We start from the raw sequence: 20,729 nt of genomic DNA on the forward strand, positions 1-20,729 counted from the left end.
CATGCTTTCCAACCCTAATATCGATCTGGTTTCGCGCTTTCTTCGCCTGCCTCTGGAACAGCGCCAGCAGTTTTACCAGCGCCTGCAAAGCCGGGGCATGAGCTTCGCCCAGCTACCGATTGCCTCGATCCGCGAGGACGGCCAGAAGCTGCCGCTGTCCTACGCCCAGGAGCGCCAGTGGTTTCTCTGGCAGTTGGACCCGGACAGCGACGCCTATCACGTCCCCGGCGCCTTGCGCCTGAGCGGCCAGTTGGACAAGGCCGCCCTGCAACGCAGTTTCGACACCCTGGTGGCACGCCATGAAAGCCTGCGCACGCGCCTGCACCTGGACGCCGATGAGCGTGCCCAGGAGGTGCTGGGCCACAGCGTGATCGAGATCGCCGAAAGCGCGGTCGACGAAGCACACCTCAAGGCCCGCGTCGAAGCTGAAATCGCCCGTCCCTTCGACTTGCAGCAAGGCCCTTTGTTGCGGGTCAGCTTGCTCGCAGTGAATGCAGAAGAACACGTGCTGGTACTGGTGCAGCACCATATCGTCTCCGATGGTTGGTCGATGGGCGTGATGGTGCAGGAGCTGATGCAACTCTACGCTGCCTACAGTCAGGGCCAGGATTGTGCCTTGGCGCCGCTGCCGATCCAGTACGCCGACTATGCGCTGTGGCAACGCAGCTGGATGGAAGCGGGGGAGAAGGCCCGTCAGCTGGCGTACTGGCGCGAACTGCTCAGTGGCGCGCAGCCGGTGCTGGAGTTGCCCTTAGACCGGCCGCGCCCGGCGCAACAGAGCTTTCGCGGCGCGCGCCAGGACATCGCGCTGGAGCCGGCACTGGTTGCGGGGTTGAAAGCCCTGGCCCAGCGTGAAGGCGTGACGATGTTCATGCTGCTGCTGGCCTCGTTCCAGGCTTTTCTTTATCGCTACAGCGGCCAGCCGGACATCCGCGTCGGCGTGCCAATTGCCAACCGCAACCGCGTCGAGACCGAGTCGCTGATTGGTTTTTTCGTCAATACTCAAGTGCTCAAGGCCGACCTCGACGGCCAGATGAGCTTCGCCCAGTTGCTGCAACACACCAAGCGCCGTGCGCTGGAGGCCCAGGCCCATCAGGACTTGCCCTTCGAGCAACTGGTGGAAGCGCTGCAACCGGAACGCAGCCTGAGCCACAACCCACTGTTCCAAGTGATGTTCAATCATCAGGCCAGCACTCAAGCAGCAGCGCACGCGCTGCCGGGCTTGCGCGTGGCCAACCTCGAATGGGACACCCGCAGCGCCCAGTTCGACCTGAGCCTGGACACCCAGGAGAGCGGCGACGCGATCTGGGCCTCCCTGACTTACGCCACCGACCTGTTCAATGCCGCCACCGTGGCGCGCATGGCCGAGCACTGGCTGAGCCTGTTGCGCGCTGCCGTGGCGAACACCGCGTTGCCTTTGCAGGACCTGGCGACACTCAACGCCCATGAGCGCGAGCAGATTCTCTCTGAGTGGAACGCCACCGAGCGTGACTACCCACAAGGGCAGTGGGTGCATCAGTTGTTCGAGGCCCAGGCGCTGGCACAACCGGATGCGCCGGCGTTGCGCTTCAACGAGGCGACCCTGAGCTATGCCGAGCTCAATAGCCGCGCCAACCGTCTTGCCCATCGCCTGATCGAAGCCGGGGTAGGCCCGGACGTGCTGGTAGGCCTGGCGCTGGAGCGTTCCGTCGAGATGGTCGTGGGCCTGCTGGCGGTGCTCAAGGCCGGGGGTGCCTACGTGCCGCTGGACCCGGAATACCCGCGTGAGCGCCTGGCCTACATGCTCGACGACAGTGGCGTGAAACTGCTGCTGACCCAGGCGCATTTGCGTGAACAGTTGCCGATCCCGGATGGCCTGGACAGCCTGGTGCTGGGCGAGTCGGCCTTTGAGGCCTACAGCGACGCCAACCCTGGCATCGCGCTGGACGGCGAGAACCTTGCCTACGTGATCTACACCTCCGGCTCCACCGGCCAGCCGAAGGGAGCGGGCAACCGCCACTCGGCGTTGCTGAACCGCCTGCAATGGATGCAAGAAGCCTATGGACTGGACGTCAGCGACACCGTGTTGCAGAAGACGCCGTTCAGCTTCGACGTGTCGGTGTGGGAGTTCTTCTGGCCGCTGATGACTGGCTCACGCCTGGTGGTTGCGGCGCCGGGCGATCACCGGGATCCGGCCAAGTTGGTCAAGCTGATCAATACAGAACAGGTCACCACGCTGCACTTTGTGCCATCGATGTTGCAGGCGTTCCTGCAGGATCCGGCGGTGTCGAGCTGCCAAAGCCTGCAACGTATTGTCTGCAGTGGCGAAGCCCTGCCGATGGACGCCCAGCAGCAGGTCTTCGCCAAACTGCCGCAAGCCGGGCTCTACAACCTGTACGGCCCGACCGAAGCCGCCATCGACGTGACCCACTGGACCTGCATCGACGAAGGCCGCGACGCGGTGCCGATCGGCCGTCCGATTGCCAACCTCGGGTGCTACATCCTCGACAGCAACTTCGAACCGGTGCCGGTCGGCGTGCTGGGCGAGCTGTACCTGGGCGGCGTTGGCCTGGCCCGTGGTTATCACCGCCGTCCTCCCCTGACGGCCGAACGTTTTATCGCGCATCCGTTTGTCAGTGGCGAACGCCTGTACCGCACCGGCGACCTGGCGCGCTACCGCGACAACGGCGTGATCGAATACGCCGGGCGTATCGACCACCAGGTCAAGCTGCGTGGCCTGCGCATCGAACTGGGTGAAATCGAAGCGCGCCTGCTGGAGCACGACTGGGTGCGTGAGGCCGCCGTGCTGGCGGTCGACGGCAAGTACCTGGTGGGCTACCTGGTGCTGCACAACGCCGGTGATGACTGGCGCGATGTGCTGAGCGCCCACCTGGGCCAACACCTGCCGGATTACATGGTGCCGGCCCAGTGGATGCTGCTGGAGCAGATGCCGCTGAGCCCCAACGGCAAGCTGGACCGCAAGGCCCTGCCCAAGCCCGAAGCCACCCACCACTACGAAGCGCCGCAGAGTGGGCTGGAGCAGCAGATCGCCGCAATCTGGGCCGAGGTGCTGGGCGTCGAGCAAGTGGGGTTGAACGACAACTTCTTCGAGCGTGGCGGTGATTCGATCATCTCCATTCAAGTGGTCAGCCGCGCCCGTGCCGCCGGTATCCATTTCACTGCCAAGGCATTGTTCCAGCACCAGACGGTGCGCAGCTTGGCCCGCGTGGCGCAGTTGCAGACGGCTCAGGTGATCGACCAGGGCCCGGTGCAGGGTGCGACGCCGTTGCTGCCGTTCCAGCAATTGTTCTTCGACATGGACCTGCCGGACCGTTACCACTGGAACCAGTCCTTGCTGCTGACACCACACCAGCCTCTGCTGGCCGAGCCATTGGAAGCTGCACTGCAAGCGCTCACCCTGCACCACGACGTGCTGCGCCTGAGTTTCAGCCAGCAAGCCGAAGGCTGGACTGCGCGGCATGATGCGCAACCTGCAACGCTGCTATGGCAGGCCAGTGTGCAGGACGCCGCCGAACTGCACGCCCTGTGCGAACGCGCCCAGCGCAGCCTCGACCTGCAACAAGGCCCATTATTGCGTGCGGTACTCGCAGAAATGGCTGACGGTTCCCAGCGCCTGCTGTTGGTCATGCACCACCTGGTGGTGGACGGTGTCTCCTGGCGGGTATTCCTCGAGGACCTGCAAAGCCTGTATCGCCAGCAGAAATTGCCGGCCAAAACGTCTTCGTTCAAGGCCTGGGCCGAGCGTTTGCAGGCGCATGCCCGCAGCGAATCGATCGAGCCGGAAAAAGCCTTCTGGCTGCAACAGCTGCAAGGCGTGCCTGCCGATTTGCCCTGCCGCGATCCGCAAGGCGCACGTCCCGGCCGTCTGGCCCAGACGGTGGTCAGCCAACTGGACGCCGAACACACCCGGCAATTGCTGCAACAGGCGCCCACGGCGTATCGCACTCAGATCAACGACCTGCTGCTGACCGCCTTGGCACGCGTCATCTGCCAATGGACCGGGCAAGCCTCCAGCCTGATCCAGATGGAAGGCCATGGCCGTGAAGACCTGTTCGACGACATCGACCTGACCCGCACCCTGGGCTGGTTCACCAGCCTGTTCCCGGTGCGCCTGACCCCGGCCGAATCCCTGGCCGCCTCGATCAAACAGGTCAAGGAACAACTGCGTGCCGTGCCCGACAAAGGCCTGGGTTTTGGCGCACTGCGCTACCTTGGCGACGACGCCACGCGCCAGGCATTCAGTGAGTTGCCGGTGCCGCGTATTACCTTCAACTACCTAGGCCAGTTCGACGGCAGCTTTGACCAGCCGGACGGCCTGTTCACACCAGCTTCGGAAAACGCTGGCGCCGAACAGAGCCCGGATGCGCCACTGGGCAACTGGTTGACCCTCAACGGCCAGGTGTACGGCGGCGAACTGCAAATGGGTTGGACCTTCAGCCCACTGATGTTCGACGCACCGCAGATCGAAGCCTTGAGCCAGGCCTTCACCCGCGAACTGACCGCATTGGTTGAACACTGCTGCACGCCTGGCAACAACGGCGTGACGGCGTCCGACTTCCCGTTGTCGCGCCTGAACCAGCAGCAGTTGGAATCCTTGCCGTTGGCCGCCGATGCCGTTGAAGACATCTACACCCTGTCGCCGATGCAGCAGGGCATGTTGTTCCACACCCTGTATGAACAGACTGCCGGCGACTACATCAACCAGATCCGCGTGACGGCCGATGGCCTGGACGTGGCGCGGTTCCAGCAAGCTTGGGATGCCACGGTGCAAGCCCACGATGTACTGCGCAGCGGGTTCTTTTGGGAGGGCCAGCTCGAATGGCCGTGCCAAGTGGTCTATCGCGAGGCTCGGTTGCCGATCGAACACCTCGATTGGCGCGCCATGCCGGAGCGCGAACTGGAATTGCAGAACCTTCAGGAGGCCCAGCGCCGCCAGGGCTTCGATCTGGCCAAGGCGCCCCTGGTGCGCCTGGTACTGGTGCGCACCGATGAGCAACGCCATGAACTGATCTACACCAGCCATCACATCTTGATGGATGGGTGGAGCAATTCGCGGCTGTTCGGCGAAGTGCTGCAACGTTATGCCGGTGTCGCAGTGCCTGAAGCGGCCGGGCGTTATCGCGACTACATCGGCTGGCTGCAGCAGCGTGATGCCGCAGCGACTGAAACCTTCTGGCGCGAACAACTGAGCGTTCTGCAAGCACCCACGCGCCTGGGCAGCAGCCAGCCGACGGCGGCGGACGGGCATGGCGAGCATCAGCTCAGCCTGGATCGCGCACTGACTGAACGGCTTGAAGCCTTCGCGCGCAATCACAAGGTCACGCTCAACACCCTGATCCAGGCGGCGTGGCTGGTCCTGTTGCAGCGCCATAGCGGGCAGTCGGTGGTGTCCTTCGGTGCCACCGTGGCCGGGCGTCCGGCAGAGTTGGCGGGGGTGGAGCAGCAGATCGGGCTGTTCATCAACACCCTGCCGGTGATCTGCGCGGTGGACGCCCAGCAGACCGTGGCCGACTGGCTGCAAGCGGTGCAGGCGCAGAACCTGGCATTGCGTGAGCATGAACACACCGGGCTGTACGATATCCAGCGCTGGGCCGGGCAGGGCGGTGAAGCTTTGTTCGACAACATCCTGGTGTTTGAAAACTATCCGGTATCCAAGGCCCTGGAGCAGGGCGGTGGCAGTGGCATCCGTTTCGGCCTGCCGGATTCTCGCGAACAAACCAACTTTCCGCTGACGGTGCTGGTGGATGTCGGTGACACGCTGTCGGTGCAATTCAGCTTTGCGCGTGCGCATTTCAGCGCAGTCACAGTGCAAACCTATGGCCGCCATCTGGTCAACCTGCTGCAAGCCATGCTCGACGGCGCCCAACAACGCCTGAGCGACCTGGCAATGTTGGAGCTGGCGGAACGTCAACAAGTGGTCGTTGACTGGAACGCCACGGCGCAGGACTACCCGTTACAGCACTGTGTGCATCAACTGATTGAACAACAGGTGGCGCGCACGCCAGACGCTGCGGCGCTGGTGTTTGCCGAGCAGCACTTGAGCTATGACGAGCTGAACCGGCGTGCCAATCGCCTGGCTCATCGATTGATCGAGGCCGGTGTGGGCCCGGACGTGCTGGTGGGCCTGGCGGTAGAGCGTTCGATTGAAATGGTGGTAGGCCTGCTTGCGGTGCTCAAGGCCGGTGGCGCCTATGTGCCGCTGGACCCGGAATACCCGCGTGATCGCTTGGCGTACATGCTCGACGACAGCGGCGTGAAACTGCTGCTGACCCAGGCGCATCTGCTTGAGCAACTGCCGATTCCGCAAGGCTTGAATAGCCTGGTGCTGGGTGAAGCCACGTTCGAAGGCTACAGCGACGCCAATCCTGAAATTGTGGTGCACGGCGAAAATCTCGCCTACGTGATCTACACCTCAGGCTCCACCGGCCAACCCAAAGGCGCCGGCAACCGTCATTCGGCCCTGGCCAACCGCCTGCACTGGATGCAGGAGGCTTATGGCCTGGATGTCAGCGATACCGTGTTGCAAAAGACCCCGTTCAGCTTCGACGTATCGGTGTGGGAGTTCTTCTGGCCGCTGATGACTGGCTCACGCCTGGTGGTTGCGGCGCCGGGCGATCACCGGGACCCGGCCAAGTTGATCAAGCTGATCAATACAGAACAGGTCACCACGCTGCACTTTGTGCCGTCGATGTTGCAGGCCTTCCTGCAAGACCCGACGGTTGCCACCTGTCACACCCTGCACCGCATCGTGTGCAGCGGCGAGGCCCTGCCGGTGGACGCCCAACAGCAGGTTTTCGCCAAGCTGCCCCAGGCCGGGCTCTACAACCTGTACGGCCCGACCGAAGCCGCCATCGACGTGACCCACTGGACCTGTGTCGATGAAGGCCGCGATGCAGTGCCGATTGGTCGCCCGATTGCCAACCTCGGGTGCTACATCCTCGACAGCAACTTCGAGCCGGTGCCGGTCGGCGTGCTGGGCGAGTTGTACCTGGGCGGCATCGGCCTGGCGCGGGGTTACCATTGTCGTCCGGCACTGACTGCCGAGCGTTTTGTTGCCCACCCGTTCGTCAAGGGCGAGCGCCTGTACCGAACGGGCGACTTGGCGCGTTACCGCGAAGACGGTGTGATCGAGTACGCCGGGCGTATCGACCATCAGGTCAAGCTGCGTGGCCTGCGCATCGAGTTGGGCGAAATCGAAGCGCGCCTGCTGGAACACGACTGGGTGCGTGAGGCCGCCGTACTGGCGGAGGATGGCAAATTCCTGGTGGGCTACCTGGTGCTGCAAAACGCCGATGACGACTGGCGCGATGTGCTAAGCGCCCATCTGGCGCAACAGCTGCCGGACTACATGGTCCCGGCCCAGTGGATGGTGTTGGAGCAGATGCCCCTGAGCCCCAACGGCAAGCTGGACCGCAAAGCCCTGCCGAAAGCCGACGCCAGCCTGCAAGCCCGCGAGTACGTCGCCCCGAACAGCGAACTGGAGCAACAGATTGCCGCGATCTGGTCCGAAGTGCTGGACGTGGAGCGGGTGGGCCTGCACGACAACTTCTTCGAGCTGGGCGGGCATTCCCTGCTGGCAACCCAGGTGGTGGTGCGCCTCCGCGAGCAGTTGCACGCCGAATTCGACGTCAAATCGATTTTCACCACGCCGACCCTGGCCGAGTTCAGTGCCCATGTCGCCGCCCAGCAGACAAATAATTCGCCGGTGCAGGACGCATTGGCTAAATCCTTGGAGGCCCTCAAACGTCTATCAGCAGAAGATTTGGATAAATTGATTTCCTGAGGGGCGTGGCGTGCAAGCATTAATCGAGTCGGTAGGGTCACTTTCGGCGCAACAAAAGAAAGCGCTGGCGGTAATGCTCAAGCAGCAAGGCATCAACCTGTTTGAGATTGCCCCGGTTTTCAAGCGTCAGGAAGGTGAGCCCCTTCGGCTCTCTTATGCTCAGGAGCGGCAGTGGTTTTTGTGGCAGTTGGAGCCGCAGAGCCCGGCCTACCACCTGCCGCGCGCCCTGCGGTTGAAAGGCCGCCTTGACCGGGCGGCCTTGCAACGCAGCTTCGACAGCCTGATCGCCCGCCACGAAAGCCTGCGCACCTACTTGCATGAGGATCTTGACCAAGTGCTGCAAGTGGTCAGGCCTGAATTGCAGCTGGATATCCCCCTCGAAACGGGTGACGCCGCGCAGCTTGAAGCCCAGGTGCAAGCGGAGGTCGCCCGGCCGTTTGACCTGCAACAAGGCCCGCTGCTGCGGGTCAAGTTGCTGCAGGTGGCGCCCGATGATCACGTGTTGGTGCTGGTGTTGCACCACATCGTCTCCGATGGTTGGTCGATGCAGGTGATGGTCGACGAACTGGTGCAGTTGTACGTCGCCTACAGCCAGGGCCAAGACCTGCGCCTGCCGGACTTGCCGATTCAATACCCGGACTACGCCTTGTGGCAGCGCAGTTGGATGGAAGCCGGCGAAAAAGAGCGTCAGCTCGGTTATTGGTGCGAGCGGTTAGGCGGCGAGCAGCCAGTGTTGGAGTTGCCGCTTGATCATCCGCGTCCGGCCGTGCAGAGCTATCGCGGTGCGCGCCTGGACATTGGCCTGGACGCGGCACTGGTCACCGGCCTCAAGGCGTTGGCCCAGCGCGAAGGCGTGACGCTGTTCATGTTGTTGCTGGCGTCGTTCCAGACCCTGTTGTATCGCTACAGCGGGCAGTCGGACATCCGCGTTGGCGTGCCGATTGCCAACCGCAATCGTTCGGAAACCGAGCGGTTGATCGGCTTTTTCGTCAACACCCAGGTACTCAAGGCCGACATCGACGGGCAAATGACCTTCAGCCAGTTGCTGGCCCAGGTCAAGCAGCGTGCGCTGGAGGCCCAGAGTCATCAGGACCTGCCGTTCGAACAGTTGGTGGAGGCCTTGCAGCCCGAGCGCAGCCTGAGCCACAACCCACTGTTCCAAGTGATGTTCAACCATCAGACCGAAGGCCGTCGGGTACGTGGTGAGCAGCAGTTGCCGGGGCTGGCGGTGGAAACCCTGGAGTGGGACAGCCTGAGTGCGCAGTTCGACCTGAGCCTGGATACCCAGGAATCGCCCGAAGGCATTTGGGCGTCGCTGACCTATGCCACTGACCTGTTCGACGTGGCGACCGTGCAGCGCATGGCTGAGCATTGGCAAACGTTGTTGCGTTCAGTGGTCGGGCGCGCCGGCAATCGCATTGCGCAACTCGCGATGCTGGTCGACGACGAGCAACGCCGGTTGTTGCAAGACTGGAACCACAGCGCGGCGGCGTTTGAGGACCTTGTGGGTGTACAGGGATTGTTTGAAGCCCAGGTTCAGCAGCATCCCGACGCGGTTGCCTTGTGCCTGGACGATCAGTCCATCAGTTACGCTGAGCTGAACCGTCAGGCAAACCGTCTAGCCCATCACTTGATCAGTCTGGGCATTGGCCCGGAAGTGTTGGTGGGCGTGGCGGTCGAGCGCTCGTTCGATATGGTGGTGAGCCTGCTGGCGGTGCTCAAGGCCGGCGGCGCCTACGTGCCGCTGGACCCGCAATACCCGCGTGAACGCCTGCTGCATATGCTCGAAGACAGCGGCGTGCGCCTGGTGCTGACCCAGGCCCATGTGTCGATGCCATTGCCCGAAGGCATGGCGACGCTGGACCTGGCGGATGCGCGCCTGGCGCTGTGCCCTGAGCGCGACCCGCAGGTAGCGGTCTCGCCGCAAAACCTGGCCTACGTAATCTACACCTCGGGCTCCACCGGCAAGCCCAAGGGCGTGGCGATCAACCATGCGGCACTCACCGAGTTTTCCAGCATTGCCGCGGGTTATTCACGGTTGACCCGTGACGATCGCGTGCTTCAATTCGCGACCCTCAACTTCGACGGTTTCGTCGAGCAGCTGTACCCGGCATTGACCCACGGCGCCACCGTGGTGCTGCGCGGTCCGGAGTTGTGGGACAGCGCGCGGTTGTACGATGAAATCATCGCCCAGGGCATTACCCTGGCCGACTTGCCGACCGCCTATTGGAACCTGTTCCTGCTCGACTGCCTGGCCGCCGGCCCGCGCTCCTACGGCGCGCTTCGCCAGATCCACATCGGCGGCGAAGCCATGCCGCTGGACGGTCCGGCACAGTGGTTGAACGCCGGGCTCGGCCATGTGCGTTTGCTCAACACCTATGGCCCGACCGAAGCCACCGTGGTGTCGAGCGTGCTGGACTGCACGGCGGGCACCGAACTGATCGGCGCCACCGCCAGCCCGATTGGCCGCTCGCTGCCAGGTCGCGCGTTGTATGTACTGGGTCGCGATCTGAACCTGGCACCGTTGGGCGCCGTGGGCGAGTTGTATATCGGCAGCCGCTGTGGCCTGGCGCGTGCCTATCTGAACCGTGCGTTGCTGACGGCTGAGCGTTTTGTGCCGGACCCTTTCGGTGAGGCCGGCGAGCGTCTGTACCGTACCGGCGACCTGGCACGCTACCGCGCTGACGGTGTAATCGAGTACGTCGGCCGGGTCGACCATCAAGTGAAAATCCGCGGTTTCCGCATCGAGCTGGGTGAAATCGAAGCGCTGTTGCTGGCCCAGGCGGGCGTGCGTGAGACGCTGGTGTTGGCGGCCGACAACCAGCTCGTTGCTTATTTGGTTGCCGAGCAAAACAACGCCGAAGCACTCAAGTCGATCCTGCGTGAACAATTACCGGATTACATGGTGCCTGCGCACCTGATCTTCCTTGAACGCATGCCGCTGAACCCGAATGGCAAGCTGGACCGCCAGGCACTGCCCAAGCCGGATGCCAGCCAATCGCAGCAGGTGTGGGTCGCGCCGGTCACCGAACTGGAGCAGCAAGTCGCTGCAGTGTGGGCCGATATTCTCGGCGCCGAGCGGGTAGGGCTGACTGATCACTTCTTTGAGATGGGCGGGCATTCGTTGTTGGCGATGCAGGTGGTGTCGCGCCTGCGTCATGCATTGGGGCGTGAAGTCCCGCTGAAACTGATGTTCGAGCAACCGCGCCTTGAAGGTTTTGCCGCCACACTGCAGGCACTGGAGGCGCCGGAAGGTGAGCAGGCGCCGCCGCTGCTGGCGGTCGGCCGCGAACACCCACTGCCGCTGTCTTACGCCCAGGAGCGCCAGTGGTTTCTCTGGCAGTTGGACCCGGACAGCGCTGCGTACCATATCCCCAGCGCCTTGCGCCTCAAGGGGGCTTTGGATGTCTCGGCGCTGCAACGCAGTTTCGAGGCCCTGGTGGCGCGCCATGAAAGCCTGCGAACCCATGTGCAAGTGCAGCCGGAGGGCGCGCGGCAAGTGATTCGAACTGACGCCGCCTTGCCGATCAGGTTGGGCGAGGTCAACGAGACCGACCTACAGGCCCAGGTCGAGGCCGAGATCGCCCGGCCATTCGATTTGCAAGAGGGGCCGTTGTTGCGCGTGACCCTCCTGCGCCTGGCCGAAGACGACCATGTGTTGGTGCTGGTGCAGCATCACATTGTGTCCGATGGTTGGTCGATGCAAGTGATGGTCGATGAGTGGGTGCAGTTGTATGCCGCATTCAGTCAGGGCCGGACGCCAGACCTGCCGGGTATGCCGATCCAGTACGCCGACTATGCCGTGTGGCAACGCACCTGGATGGAGGCTGGGGAAAAGGCCCGCCAGCTCGATTACTGGCGTGACCTGCTCGGCGGTGAACAACCCGTGCTGGAATTGCCGTTCGACCATCAGCGCCCGGCACAACAGAGCCATCGCGGCGCGCGCCTGGACGTAGCGCTGCCGACCACCCTGGCCGCCGAGCTCAAGGCCTTGGCCCAGGCGCAGGGCGTGACCCTGTTCATGTTGCTGCTGGCCTCGTTCCAGACCTTGTTGCACCGCTACAGCGGCCAGCAGGACATTCGGGTCGGTGTGCCGATCGCCAACCGCAACCGGGTCGAGACCGAGCGGCTGATCGGCTTTTTCGTCAATACCCAGGTGCTCAAGGCCGATATCGATGGGCAAACCACCGTTGCCCAGTTACTGGCCCAGGTCAAGCAGCGCGCGCTGGAAGCCCAGGCGCACCAGGACCTGCCGTTCGAGCAACTGGTCGAAGCCTTGCAGCCCGAGCGTAGCCTGAGTCTCAACCCGCTGTTCCAGGTGATGTTCAACTACCAGGCCGAAGGTCGCACCGGTGATGAACCCCAGGCGCTGGCGCAGTTGCGCATCGAAGGCTTGGCGTGGGACCGGCGTACCGCCCATTTCGACCTTGACCTGGATGTCCAGCAAAGTCCCGACGGGCTCTGGGCGTCGCTGGGGTATGCCACCGACCTGTTCGAAGCGTCGACTATCGAACGCATGGCGCGGCATTGGCAGAACCTGTTGCAGGCGATGGTTGCCGATCAAGAGCAAACCATCGCGCACCTGAATCTGCTTGACTTTGATGAGCAGCAACACATTCTTCAACTGTGGAACCAGGCAGATGCAGGCTTCTCGGCCGAGCGTCTTGTGCATGAGTTGGTGGCTGATCGCGCCAGGGAAAACCCTCAGGCGATCGCCGTCAAATTCGACGCGCAAACCCTGAGCTATGGCGAGCTGGACAGCCAGGCCAATCGCCTGGCCCACGCCTTGATCGCCCGCGGCGTCGGCCCGGAAGTGCGCGTGGCGATCGCCATGCCACGCAGCGCCGAAAGCCTGGTGGCGTTCCTTGCGGTGATGAAAGCCGGTGGCGTGTATGTGCCGCTGGACATCGAATACCCGCGTGACCGCCTGCTGTACATGATGCAAGACAGCCGTGCGCAATTGTTGCTGACCCATAGCCGTGCGTTGCAGCAACTGCCGATTCCCGAGGGCTTGGACACCCTGGCGATTGATCGCACCGATGACTGGGCGGATTACGCCGACACGGCGCCAGAAGTGGCATTGGACGGCGATAACCTGGCCTACGTGATCTACACCTCCGGCTCCACCGGCATGCCCAAGGGCGTGGCGGTGTCCCATGGCCCGTTGGTGGCGCACATCATCGCCACTGGCGAGCGCTATGAAACCAGCCCGTCTGACTGTGAACTGCACTTCATGTCGTTCGCCTTCGACGGCTCCCACGAAGGCTGGATGCATCCGCTGATCAACGGTGCCAGCGTGTTGATCCGTGACGACAGCCTGTGGCTGCCCGAATACACCTACGCACAAATGCACCGCCACAATGTGACCATGGCGGTGTTCCCGCCGGTGTACCTGCAACAGTTGGCTGAGCATGCCGAGCGTGACGGCAACCCACCCAAAGTGCGTGTGTACTGCTTTGGCGGTGATGCGGTAGCCCAGGCCAGCTACGACCTGGCCTGGCGCGCACTCAAGCCGACTTACCTGTTCAACGGTTACGGCCCGACTGAAACCGTGGTCACGCCGTTGCTGTGGAAGGCTCGCCGTGGCGATCCATGCGGTGCCGTCTACGCGCCCATCGGCACGCTGTTGGGCAACCGCAGCGGCTACGTGCTGGACTCGCAACTCAACCTGCAACCCATCGGCGTAGCTGGCGAGTTGTACCTGGGCGGCGAGGGCGTGGCCCGTGGATATCTTGAGCGCCCAGCACTGACCGCCGAGCGTTTCGTGCCGGACCCATTCGGCAAACCTGGCAGCCGCGTGTATCGCAGCGGCGACCTGACCCGTGGCCGTCCGGATGGCGTGGTGGATTACCTCGGGCGTGTCGACCATCAGGTGAAGATCCGTGGTTTCCGCATCGAACTGGGCGAGATCGAAGCGCGCCTGCGTGAGCAGGACAACGTTGGCGAAACCGTGGTGGTCGCCCAGGACGGTCCGACCGGCAAACAACTGGTGGCGTATGTCGTGCCGGCCGAGGGTTCGCTCGCCAATGAAACCCAATTGCGCGAAACCTTGCGCCGTGCGCTGAAAACCCATCTGCCGGATTACATGGTGCCCGCGCACTTCATGTTCCTGGCGCAGATGCCGCTGACCCCCAACGGCAAGCTCGACCGCAAGAGCCTGCCGCAGCCGGACACCGGGCAGTCGCAAGGCGTCTGGGTTGAGCCGGTAACGCCGTTGCAGCAGCAGGTCGCGGCGATCTGGGCGCAGGTGTTGGGGGCCGAGCGCATCGGCCTGAACGATCACTTCTTCGAGCTTGGCGGGCATTCGTTGCTGGCCATGCAGGTGATCTCGCGTGTGCGTCAGCTGCTTGGACGAGAGGTCGCCTTGCGCACTTTGTTCGAGGCGCCGCAGTTGGAAGGCTTTGTGTTGGCCTTGCAGGCTGCGGACCAGACGCTGGCGCCGCCGATGCTGGCGGTCGGGCGTGACCAGCCGTTGGCGCTGTCGTTTGCTCAGGAACGCCAGTGGTTCCTTTGGCAACTGGACCCGCACAGCGCGGCTTACCATATTCCCAGCGTGTTACGCCTTAACGGGCACTTGGACCAACAGGCCTTGCAGAGCAGCTTTGACGCACTGGTGCTGCGTCATGAGAGCTTGCGTACCCAGGTCTTCCAGGACGGCGAGCGTGCGGTTCAAGTGATTCGCCCAGCCACTGCGCTGGTGATTGCACGGGCAGATGCCGACGCCGCCCATCTTCAACAGCAGGTCGAAGCCGAGATTGCCCGGCCCTTCGACTTGCAGAGTGGCCCCCTGCTGCGCGTCACCTTGCTGCGTCTGACTGACGTTGAACATGTACTGGTGCTGGTGCAGCATCACATCGTGACAGACGGCTGGTCGATGCAAGTGATGGTCGATGAGTTGGTACAGCTATACGCCGCCTACAGCCAGGGCCAGACGCCGCAGTTGCCGGAACTGGCGCTGCAATACGCCGATTACGCGCACTGGCAGCGCCAGTGGATGGCGGCGGGCGAGCGCGAACGTCAATTGGCGTATTGGCAGCAACTGTTAGGCGGCGAACAGCCGGTGCTGGAACTGCCCACTGCGAACGCGCGGCCGGCGCTGCAAAGCTACCGTGGCGCCAGCCTGCAACTTGAATTGCCGCCCGCGCTGGCGGCCGGGCTCAATGCTCTGGCGCAGCGTGAAGGCGTCACGTTGTTCATGGTGTTGCTGGCGTCTTTCCAGAGTCTGCTGTACCGCTACAGTGGCCAGCAGGACATCCGCGTCGGTGTGCCAATCGCCAACCGCAGCCGGGTTGAGGTGGAACGTCTTGTCGGGTTCTTCGTCAACACTCAGGTATTCAAGGCGGATATCGATGGGCAGCTTTCCGTCGGCCAATTGTTGCAGCAGGTCAAGCGCCGCAGCCTGGACGCCCAGAGCCATCAGGACCTGCCGTTCGAGCAGTTGGTGGAGGCCCTGCAACCAGAGCGCAGCCTCAGCCATAACCCGCTGTTCCAGGTGATGTTCAACCACCAGAGTGAGGCGGGGTTGATGACGTCGGGGCAGTCACTGCCGGACTTGCGCGTAGAAGTGCTGGATTGGGGCAGCCAGACCGCGCAGTTCGACCTGAGCCTGGACACCCAGGCTTCGGCGGAGGGTATCCACGCCACCCTGACGTACGCGACCGACCTGTTTGCGCCCGCCGTTCTCGAGCGCATGCTGGCCCATTGGCAGAACCTGTTGTGGGGCATGCTGGATGATCCGCAACAGCGGGTCAGCCAGTTGCCGCTGCTGGAGCCTGTCGAACAGCAGACCCTCGTAAGGCAATGGAATGCCACGGCGCGCGACTATCCGCAACAGCCGGTGCATCAATTGATCGAAGCGCAGGTTGCGCAGACGCCGGATGCCCCCGCACTGGTCTTCGCCGCGCAGCGCCTGAGCTATGCCGACTTGAACCGGCGCGCCAACCGTCTTGCCCATCACTTGATCCAGGCTGGCGTCGGGCCGGACGTGTTGGTCGGATTGGTCGTGGAGCGTTCCATCGAGATGGTGGTCGGCCTGCTCGCCGTGCTCAAGGCCGGCGGTGCCTATGTGCCGCTGGACCCGGATTACCCGCCTGAGCGCCTGGCGTACATGCTTGAAGACAGCGGCGTGAAGCTGCTGTTGACCCAGTCCCACCTGCTGGAACAACTACCGCGTGCCGAAGGCATCGAATACCTGTTGCTGGGCGACTCCGGGTTCGAAGACTTCCCTGACACCAATCCCGGCCTTGCGCTGGACGGCGAGAGCCTCGCGTATGTGATCTACACCTCCGGCTCCACCGGCCAGCCCAAGGGCGCGGGCAACCGCCATTCGGCGTTGACCAACCGCTTGTGCTGGATGCAAGAGGCCTACCACTTGACCCCTCGCGATACGGTGTTGCAGAAGACACCGTTCAGCTTCGACGTGTCGGTTTGGGAGTTCTTCTGGCCGTTGATGACCGGTGCGCGCCTGGTGGTCGCGGCGCCGGGGGATCACCGTGATCCGGCGAGGATGGTGGCGCTGATCAACGCCGAACAGGTGACGACGCTGCACTTTGTGCCATCGATGCTGCAGGCGTTCATGCAGGATGCGGCAGTCTCCAGTTGCCAGAGCTTGCGCCGCATTGTGTGCAGCGGTGAAGCGTTGCCGGTGGACGCGCAGCAACAGGTCTTTGCCAAATTGCCTGCGGCCAGCCTGTACAACCTGTACGGGCCGACGGAGGCCGCCATCGACGTGACCCACTGGACCTGCGTCGATGAACAACGCGACACGGTACCCATCGGCCAGCCGATCGCCAATCTGCAGACCTACGTGTTGGATGCCCAGTTGCAAGCGGTGCCCGTCGGCGTGGCGGGCGAGTTGTACTTGGGCGGCCTGGGCCTGGCGCGCGGCTACCACCGCCGTCCCGCGCTGACCGCTGAACGTTTCACTGCCTCGCCGTTCGATTCGGGGGCGCGCTTGTACCGCACGGGTGACCGTGTGCGCCAGCGCGCCGACGGTGTGATCGAATACCTCGGACGCCTGGATCACCAGGTCAAGTTGCGTGGCCTGCGTATTGAATTGGGTGAAATCGAAGCGCGGATCCTCGAAACCGCTGAAGTCCAAGAGGCGTCGGTGCAGGTGGTCGATGACAAGCATCTGGTCGGCTACCTGGTGCTGCAAGCGCCCGGTGAGCACTGGCGCGAACCGCTCAGTGCGCACCTTGCGGCGCATTTACCCGATTACATGATTCCGGCGCAGTGGGTGTTGCTGGAACAGATGCCCCTGAGCCCGAACGGCAAACTGGACCGCAAGGCCTTGCCCAAGCCCGACGCGTCTCAGCACCAGCAGGTGTTCCGCGCGCCACACACCGAGCAGGAACAGCGCCTTGCAACGATCTGGGGCGAGGTGCTGGATGTCGAGCGCGTTGGCCTGGATGACAACTTCTTTGAACTGGGCGGTCACTCGCTGCTGGTGTTGATGCTCAAGGAACGCATCCGCAAGGCCACCGGCAAGACGCTGTCGGTTAGCCAATTGATGCTTAACCCCACGGTCGCTGGGCAGGTGAATTGCCTGGGCAACGGCGCGGGGCAGTCGCTGATCGTCAAGCTCAACAGCCAGACAGAAGGCACGCCGCTGTTCCTGTTCCACCCAAGCTACGGCTCGGTGCATTGCTACAAGGCAATCGGCCTGGCACTGCGCGAGCGGCTGCCGGTGATGGGCGTGATCTGCCGCGCGTTGGCCGAGGAGGGCAGCGCCGTACCGAGCTGGCAAGCGATGGTCGAGGACTACACCGGGCAATTGCTCGATGCGTTGCCCGAGGGGCGCTATCGTCTCGCGGGCTGGTCCATGGGCGGTAACCTGGCCATGGAAGTCGCCTATGCCTTGGAGCAAGCCGGGCGTGAGGTGGAAGTGGTCGGCTGGATCGATGCCTCGCCACCGTACTGGCTCAAGGCTTACTGGGACGCAGCGGTGATTGCGGATGACGATGATCTGTCGGTCAACCAGCGCCGCGTTGAACTGTTGCAGGTGATGTTCCCGGCGTCGAGCCAGCAGATCCGCACCGCCTGGTTGGACAGCCAGGCATTCTTCAGTGATGAAGCGCAGCAATGGCAGGCACTGGGCGCCTGGGCTGAAGAGGCGTTAGGCGAGACGTTCCGGGAAATCAAGGCAAGCTTGCTTGAAGGGGATGAAGCGCAGATCTCCTGGGAACTGGACCGCACCCTGGGCCAGCGGCTCAAGGACGCCGACTTCAAACCGCTCAAGGCGCCGATCCGCTGCTGGTGGGCCGCCGGCAGCCGTGCAGGCCAGCATCGCCAATTGATTGAAGCGACCATGGAGCAGGTGGTGGGCCAGGGGTGTGTCCAACAGTCGGTGCTGATCGACTCCACCCACGATCGCATCATCGATAACGCTGCGTTTGTGCAGAGCTTCGCCGATGCGATGAAGTAACGGTCGGCAGCAACCCAAGCCCCTGGCCTCTACGGCCAGGGGCTTTTTTGTGCCGGGTGTACGGGCAGGCGCGCACTAAAAAGCCCCTGGTCATTGCGCATGGCCAGGGGCTTGGTTGGAACGGCTAGCGTCTATGCATCAGAAGTTCCAGCGGGTACTGAGCATGATGTTACGTGGGTCACCGTAGTAGACCGAATTGTAGAAGCCGATGTTGGTGTAGTACTTCTTGTCGAAGATGTTGTTGACATTGAGGCTGGCCGATACGTTCTCGGTGACCTGGTAACGGGCCATCAGGTCCACAAGCCACAGGGGATCCTGGGAGAGTTTATCCTGGCTGCCGGTGGCGTAGTTGTTGGTCAGCACCTTCCAACCCGTACCCTGCCAGCGCACGCCGCTGCCCAGGGTCAGCTTGTCGAGGGCGCCGGTCAGCTTGTAGCTGGTGTAGATGTTGACTTGGTCTTCCGGTTCCCAGGTCGAAAGTTTTTCACCGTCTTTGTCGCGCATGATCTTGTGCGTGTAGCCCGCCTGCAACTGCCAGCCGGGGGCCAGCTCGCCGGAGACTTCCGCTTCATAGCCCTTGGTCTTGGCCTCGGTGCCCTTGGACGCGTAGTCAAGACCAGGGTAGCTGTCGGGTATGTAGTCATTGTCGTCGATGGCACGGTTTTTCTCGTGTACTTCGAAGTAGGCGAGGCTGGCGTTGAGGCGGCCATCGAAGAACTCGCCCTTGAAGCCGACCTCATAGTTCTTGCCTTCATCCGGTTCGATCGGCTTGTTATTGCGGTCGCGGTAGTCGTCCTGAGGCAGGTAGATCTCGGTGAAGCTGGCATAGGCCGAGAGGTTCTCGGTGAAGTCGTAGGTTAGCCCGGCGTAAGGCACGACCTTGCCGGTGTCCTTGACCTGGCTGGTGCCGCTGACCTCGTAGTTGTTGACTCGGGTACCCAAGATCAAGTGCCAGTCATCGGCCAGGCTGAAGCGGCCGGTGATGTACTGGGCGCTCTGGCGAGTCAGCTCGTCGTTGCGCTTGGTCTGCGGGCCACGGTCAGGTTTGGGGGCGTCGCCGTCCCAATCGAAGTAATCGTGGCTGTTGTTGTAGTTGGTGGCGTTGGTGTAGTCGCGGCCTAGCCAGCGGGAGCGCGAGACCGAGGCGCCGACCACCAGTTCATGCTCGCGGCCGAACAGGCTGAACGGCCCGGTGGCGTACAGGTCGCCGGTGTCGCTGGTGGTCTCGCCGTTGTAGGTACGCGTAAGCAGCGAAGCCTTGCCGGTGGCTGCGTTCGGTGCTAACAGGGCGGACAACGGTGCCTTGTAGCCGTTGATCTGGTGGTTGTACTGCGCCTTGCCAACCCAGCCGTTATCGAACGTATGTTCCAGGGTCGCGAAGCCGGTACGGGTGTACTGGGCCCACTTGCTGTACTTGGCGCCGTTGTTGAACGAACGCGAGGTGCTGATGCGGTTGCCCTCGGAGTCATACAGCGACGCCGCCCCTGACCAGCTGGAACCTTGTGGGTCGCTGTCCTGGTAGTCACCGCCGACGGTCAGCAGAGTGTCCGGCGCCAGATCGAATTCCAGGATGCCGTAGTACACGTTGGTCTTGCGCTGGTAGTGATCGAGGAACGTGTGTTTGTCCTGGTAGGCCGCCACTGCACGGCCGCGCACGTTGCCGGATTCGGTGAGCGGACCGCTCACATCCACTTCCGAGCGGTAGTTGTCCCAGGAACCGGCGCCCAGGTCGATGTAGCCCTTGAATTCCGAGGTCGGCTTCTTGCGGACCATGTTGATGGTGCCGCCAGGGCCACCGGCGCCGGTCAGCAGGCCGGTCGCGCCCTTGAGGATTTCGACGCGGTCGTAGATCACTGTATCGGTCAGGGTGTGGCCGGACGAATACTGGGCGTCTTGCAGGATGGGAATGCCATCGTACTGGAAGTTCTGGATGGCAAAGCCACGGGAGAAGTAGCTGGTGCGTTCGCTGTCATACGCGGCAACAGTGATGCCGGGGGTATGGCGCATCACGTCGTCGATCGACTTGAGGTTGAAGTCATCCATGGCCTGGCGGGTCACCACCGAGATCGATTGCGGCGTCTCCCGTGGCGTCAGCACCATGCGGGTCGCGGTCGCGATGGTCCCGGGCGTATAGGAACCCGAACCTTCGGTAATGGTGCCGAGCTGGTTGGCGGTCACCTGGGTGGCGCCCAGCTCCAGGGCGGACGAGCGGCCGGCAGTCAGTGTCATTGTGTTGCCCTGCAGGTCGAAGTCCACGCCGGTGCCGGTGAGCAGCGTGGTCATGGCCTGGCCAGGCTGCAACTTGCCCTTGACCTTGTGGCTGCGTTTGCCTTCGACGTCGGTCGGGCTGTACAGCACTTGCAGGTTGGCCTGCTTACCAAATTCTTGAAGAGCGCTACCCAGCGACTGTGCAGGGACATTCAGCTCGATCTCCTGCGCCTGAACATAACCTGCCACTGGCAGCGTCAGCGCAACGGCTATAGCGCCTGGTAGTACGCGGGTGTTCAAGAGGCGGCGCAT

The 20,729-nt window shown here is 63.0% G+C and carries 3 protein-coding genes; 2 read left to right on the plus strand and 1 reads right to left on the minus strand.

Going from position 1 to position 20,729, the window contains the following annotated elements; all coding sequences use genetic code 11:
- Position 1 precedes the first annotated feature (1 nt).
- A complete protein-coding gene (locus KUA23_RS11620) occupies positions 2-7,783 on the plus strand; it encodes a non-ribosomal peptide synthetase (protein WP_306428781.1) in 7,782 nt (2,593 codons plus the stop codon).
- Positions 7,784-7,793: 10 nt separating this feature from the next.
- On the plus strand, positions 7,794-18,209 hold the full coding sequence (locus tag KUA23_RS11625) for an amino acid adenylation domain-containing protein (protein WP_428847428.1): 10,416 nt from the start codon (positions 7,794-7,796) through the stop codon (positions 18,207-18,209).
- Between the two features lie 138 nt (positions 18,210-18,347).
- On the opposite strand, the gene KUA23_RS11630 is transcribed toward KUA23_RS11625, so the two are convergent.
- The gene (locus KUA23_RS11630) at positions 18,348-20,729 is read right to left on the minus strand and encodes a TonB-dependent siderophore receptor (protein ID WP_306428782.1); all 2,382 of its coding nucleotides are present in this window, start codon (positions 20,727-20,729) and stop codon (positions 18,348-18,350) included.

Source organism: Pseudomonas pergaminensis (assembly GCF_024112395.2).
Taxonomy (GTDB): Bacteria; Pseudomonadota; Gammaproteobacteria; order Pseudomonadales; family Pseudomonadaceae; genus Aquipseudomonas; species Aquipseudomonas pergaminensis.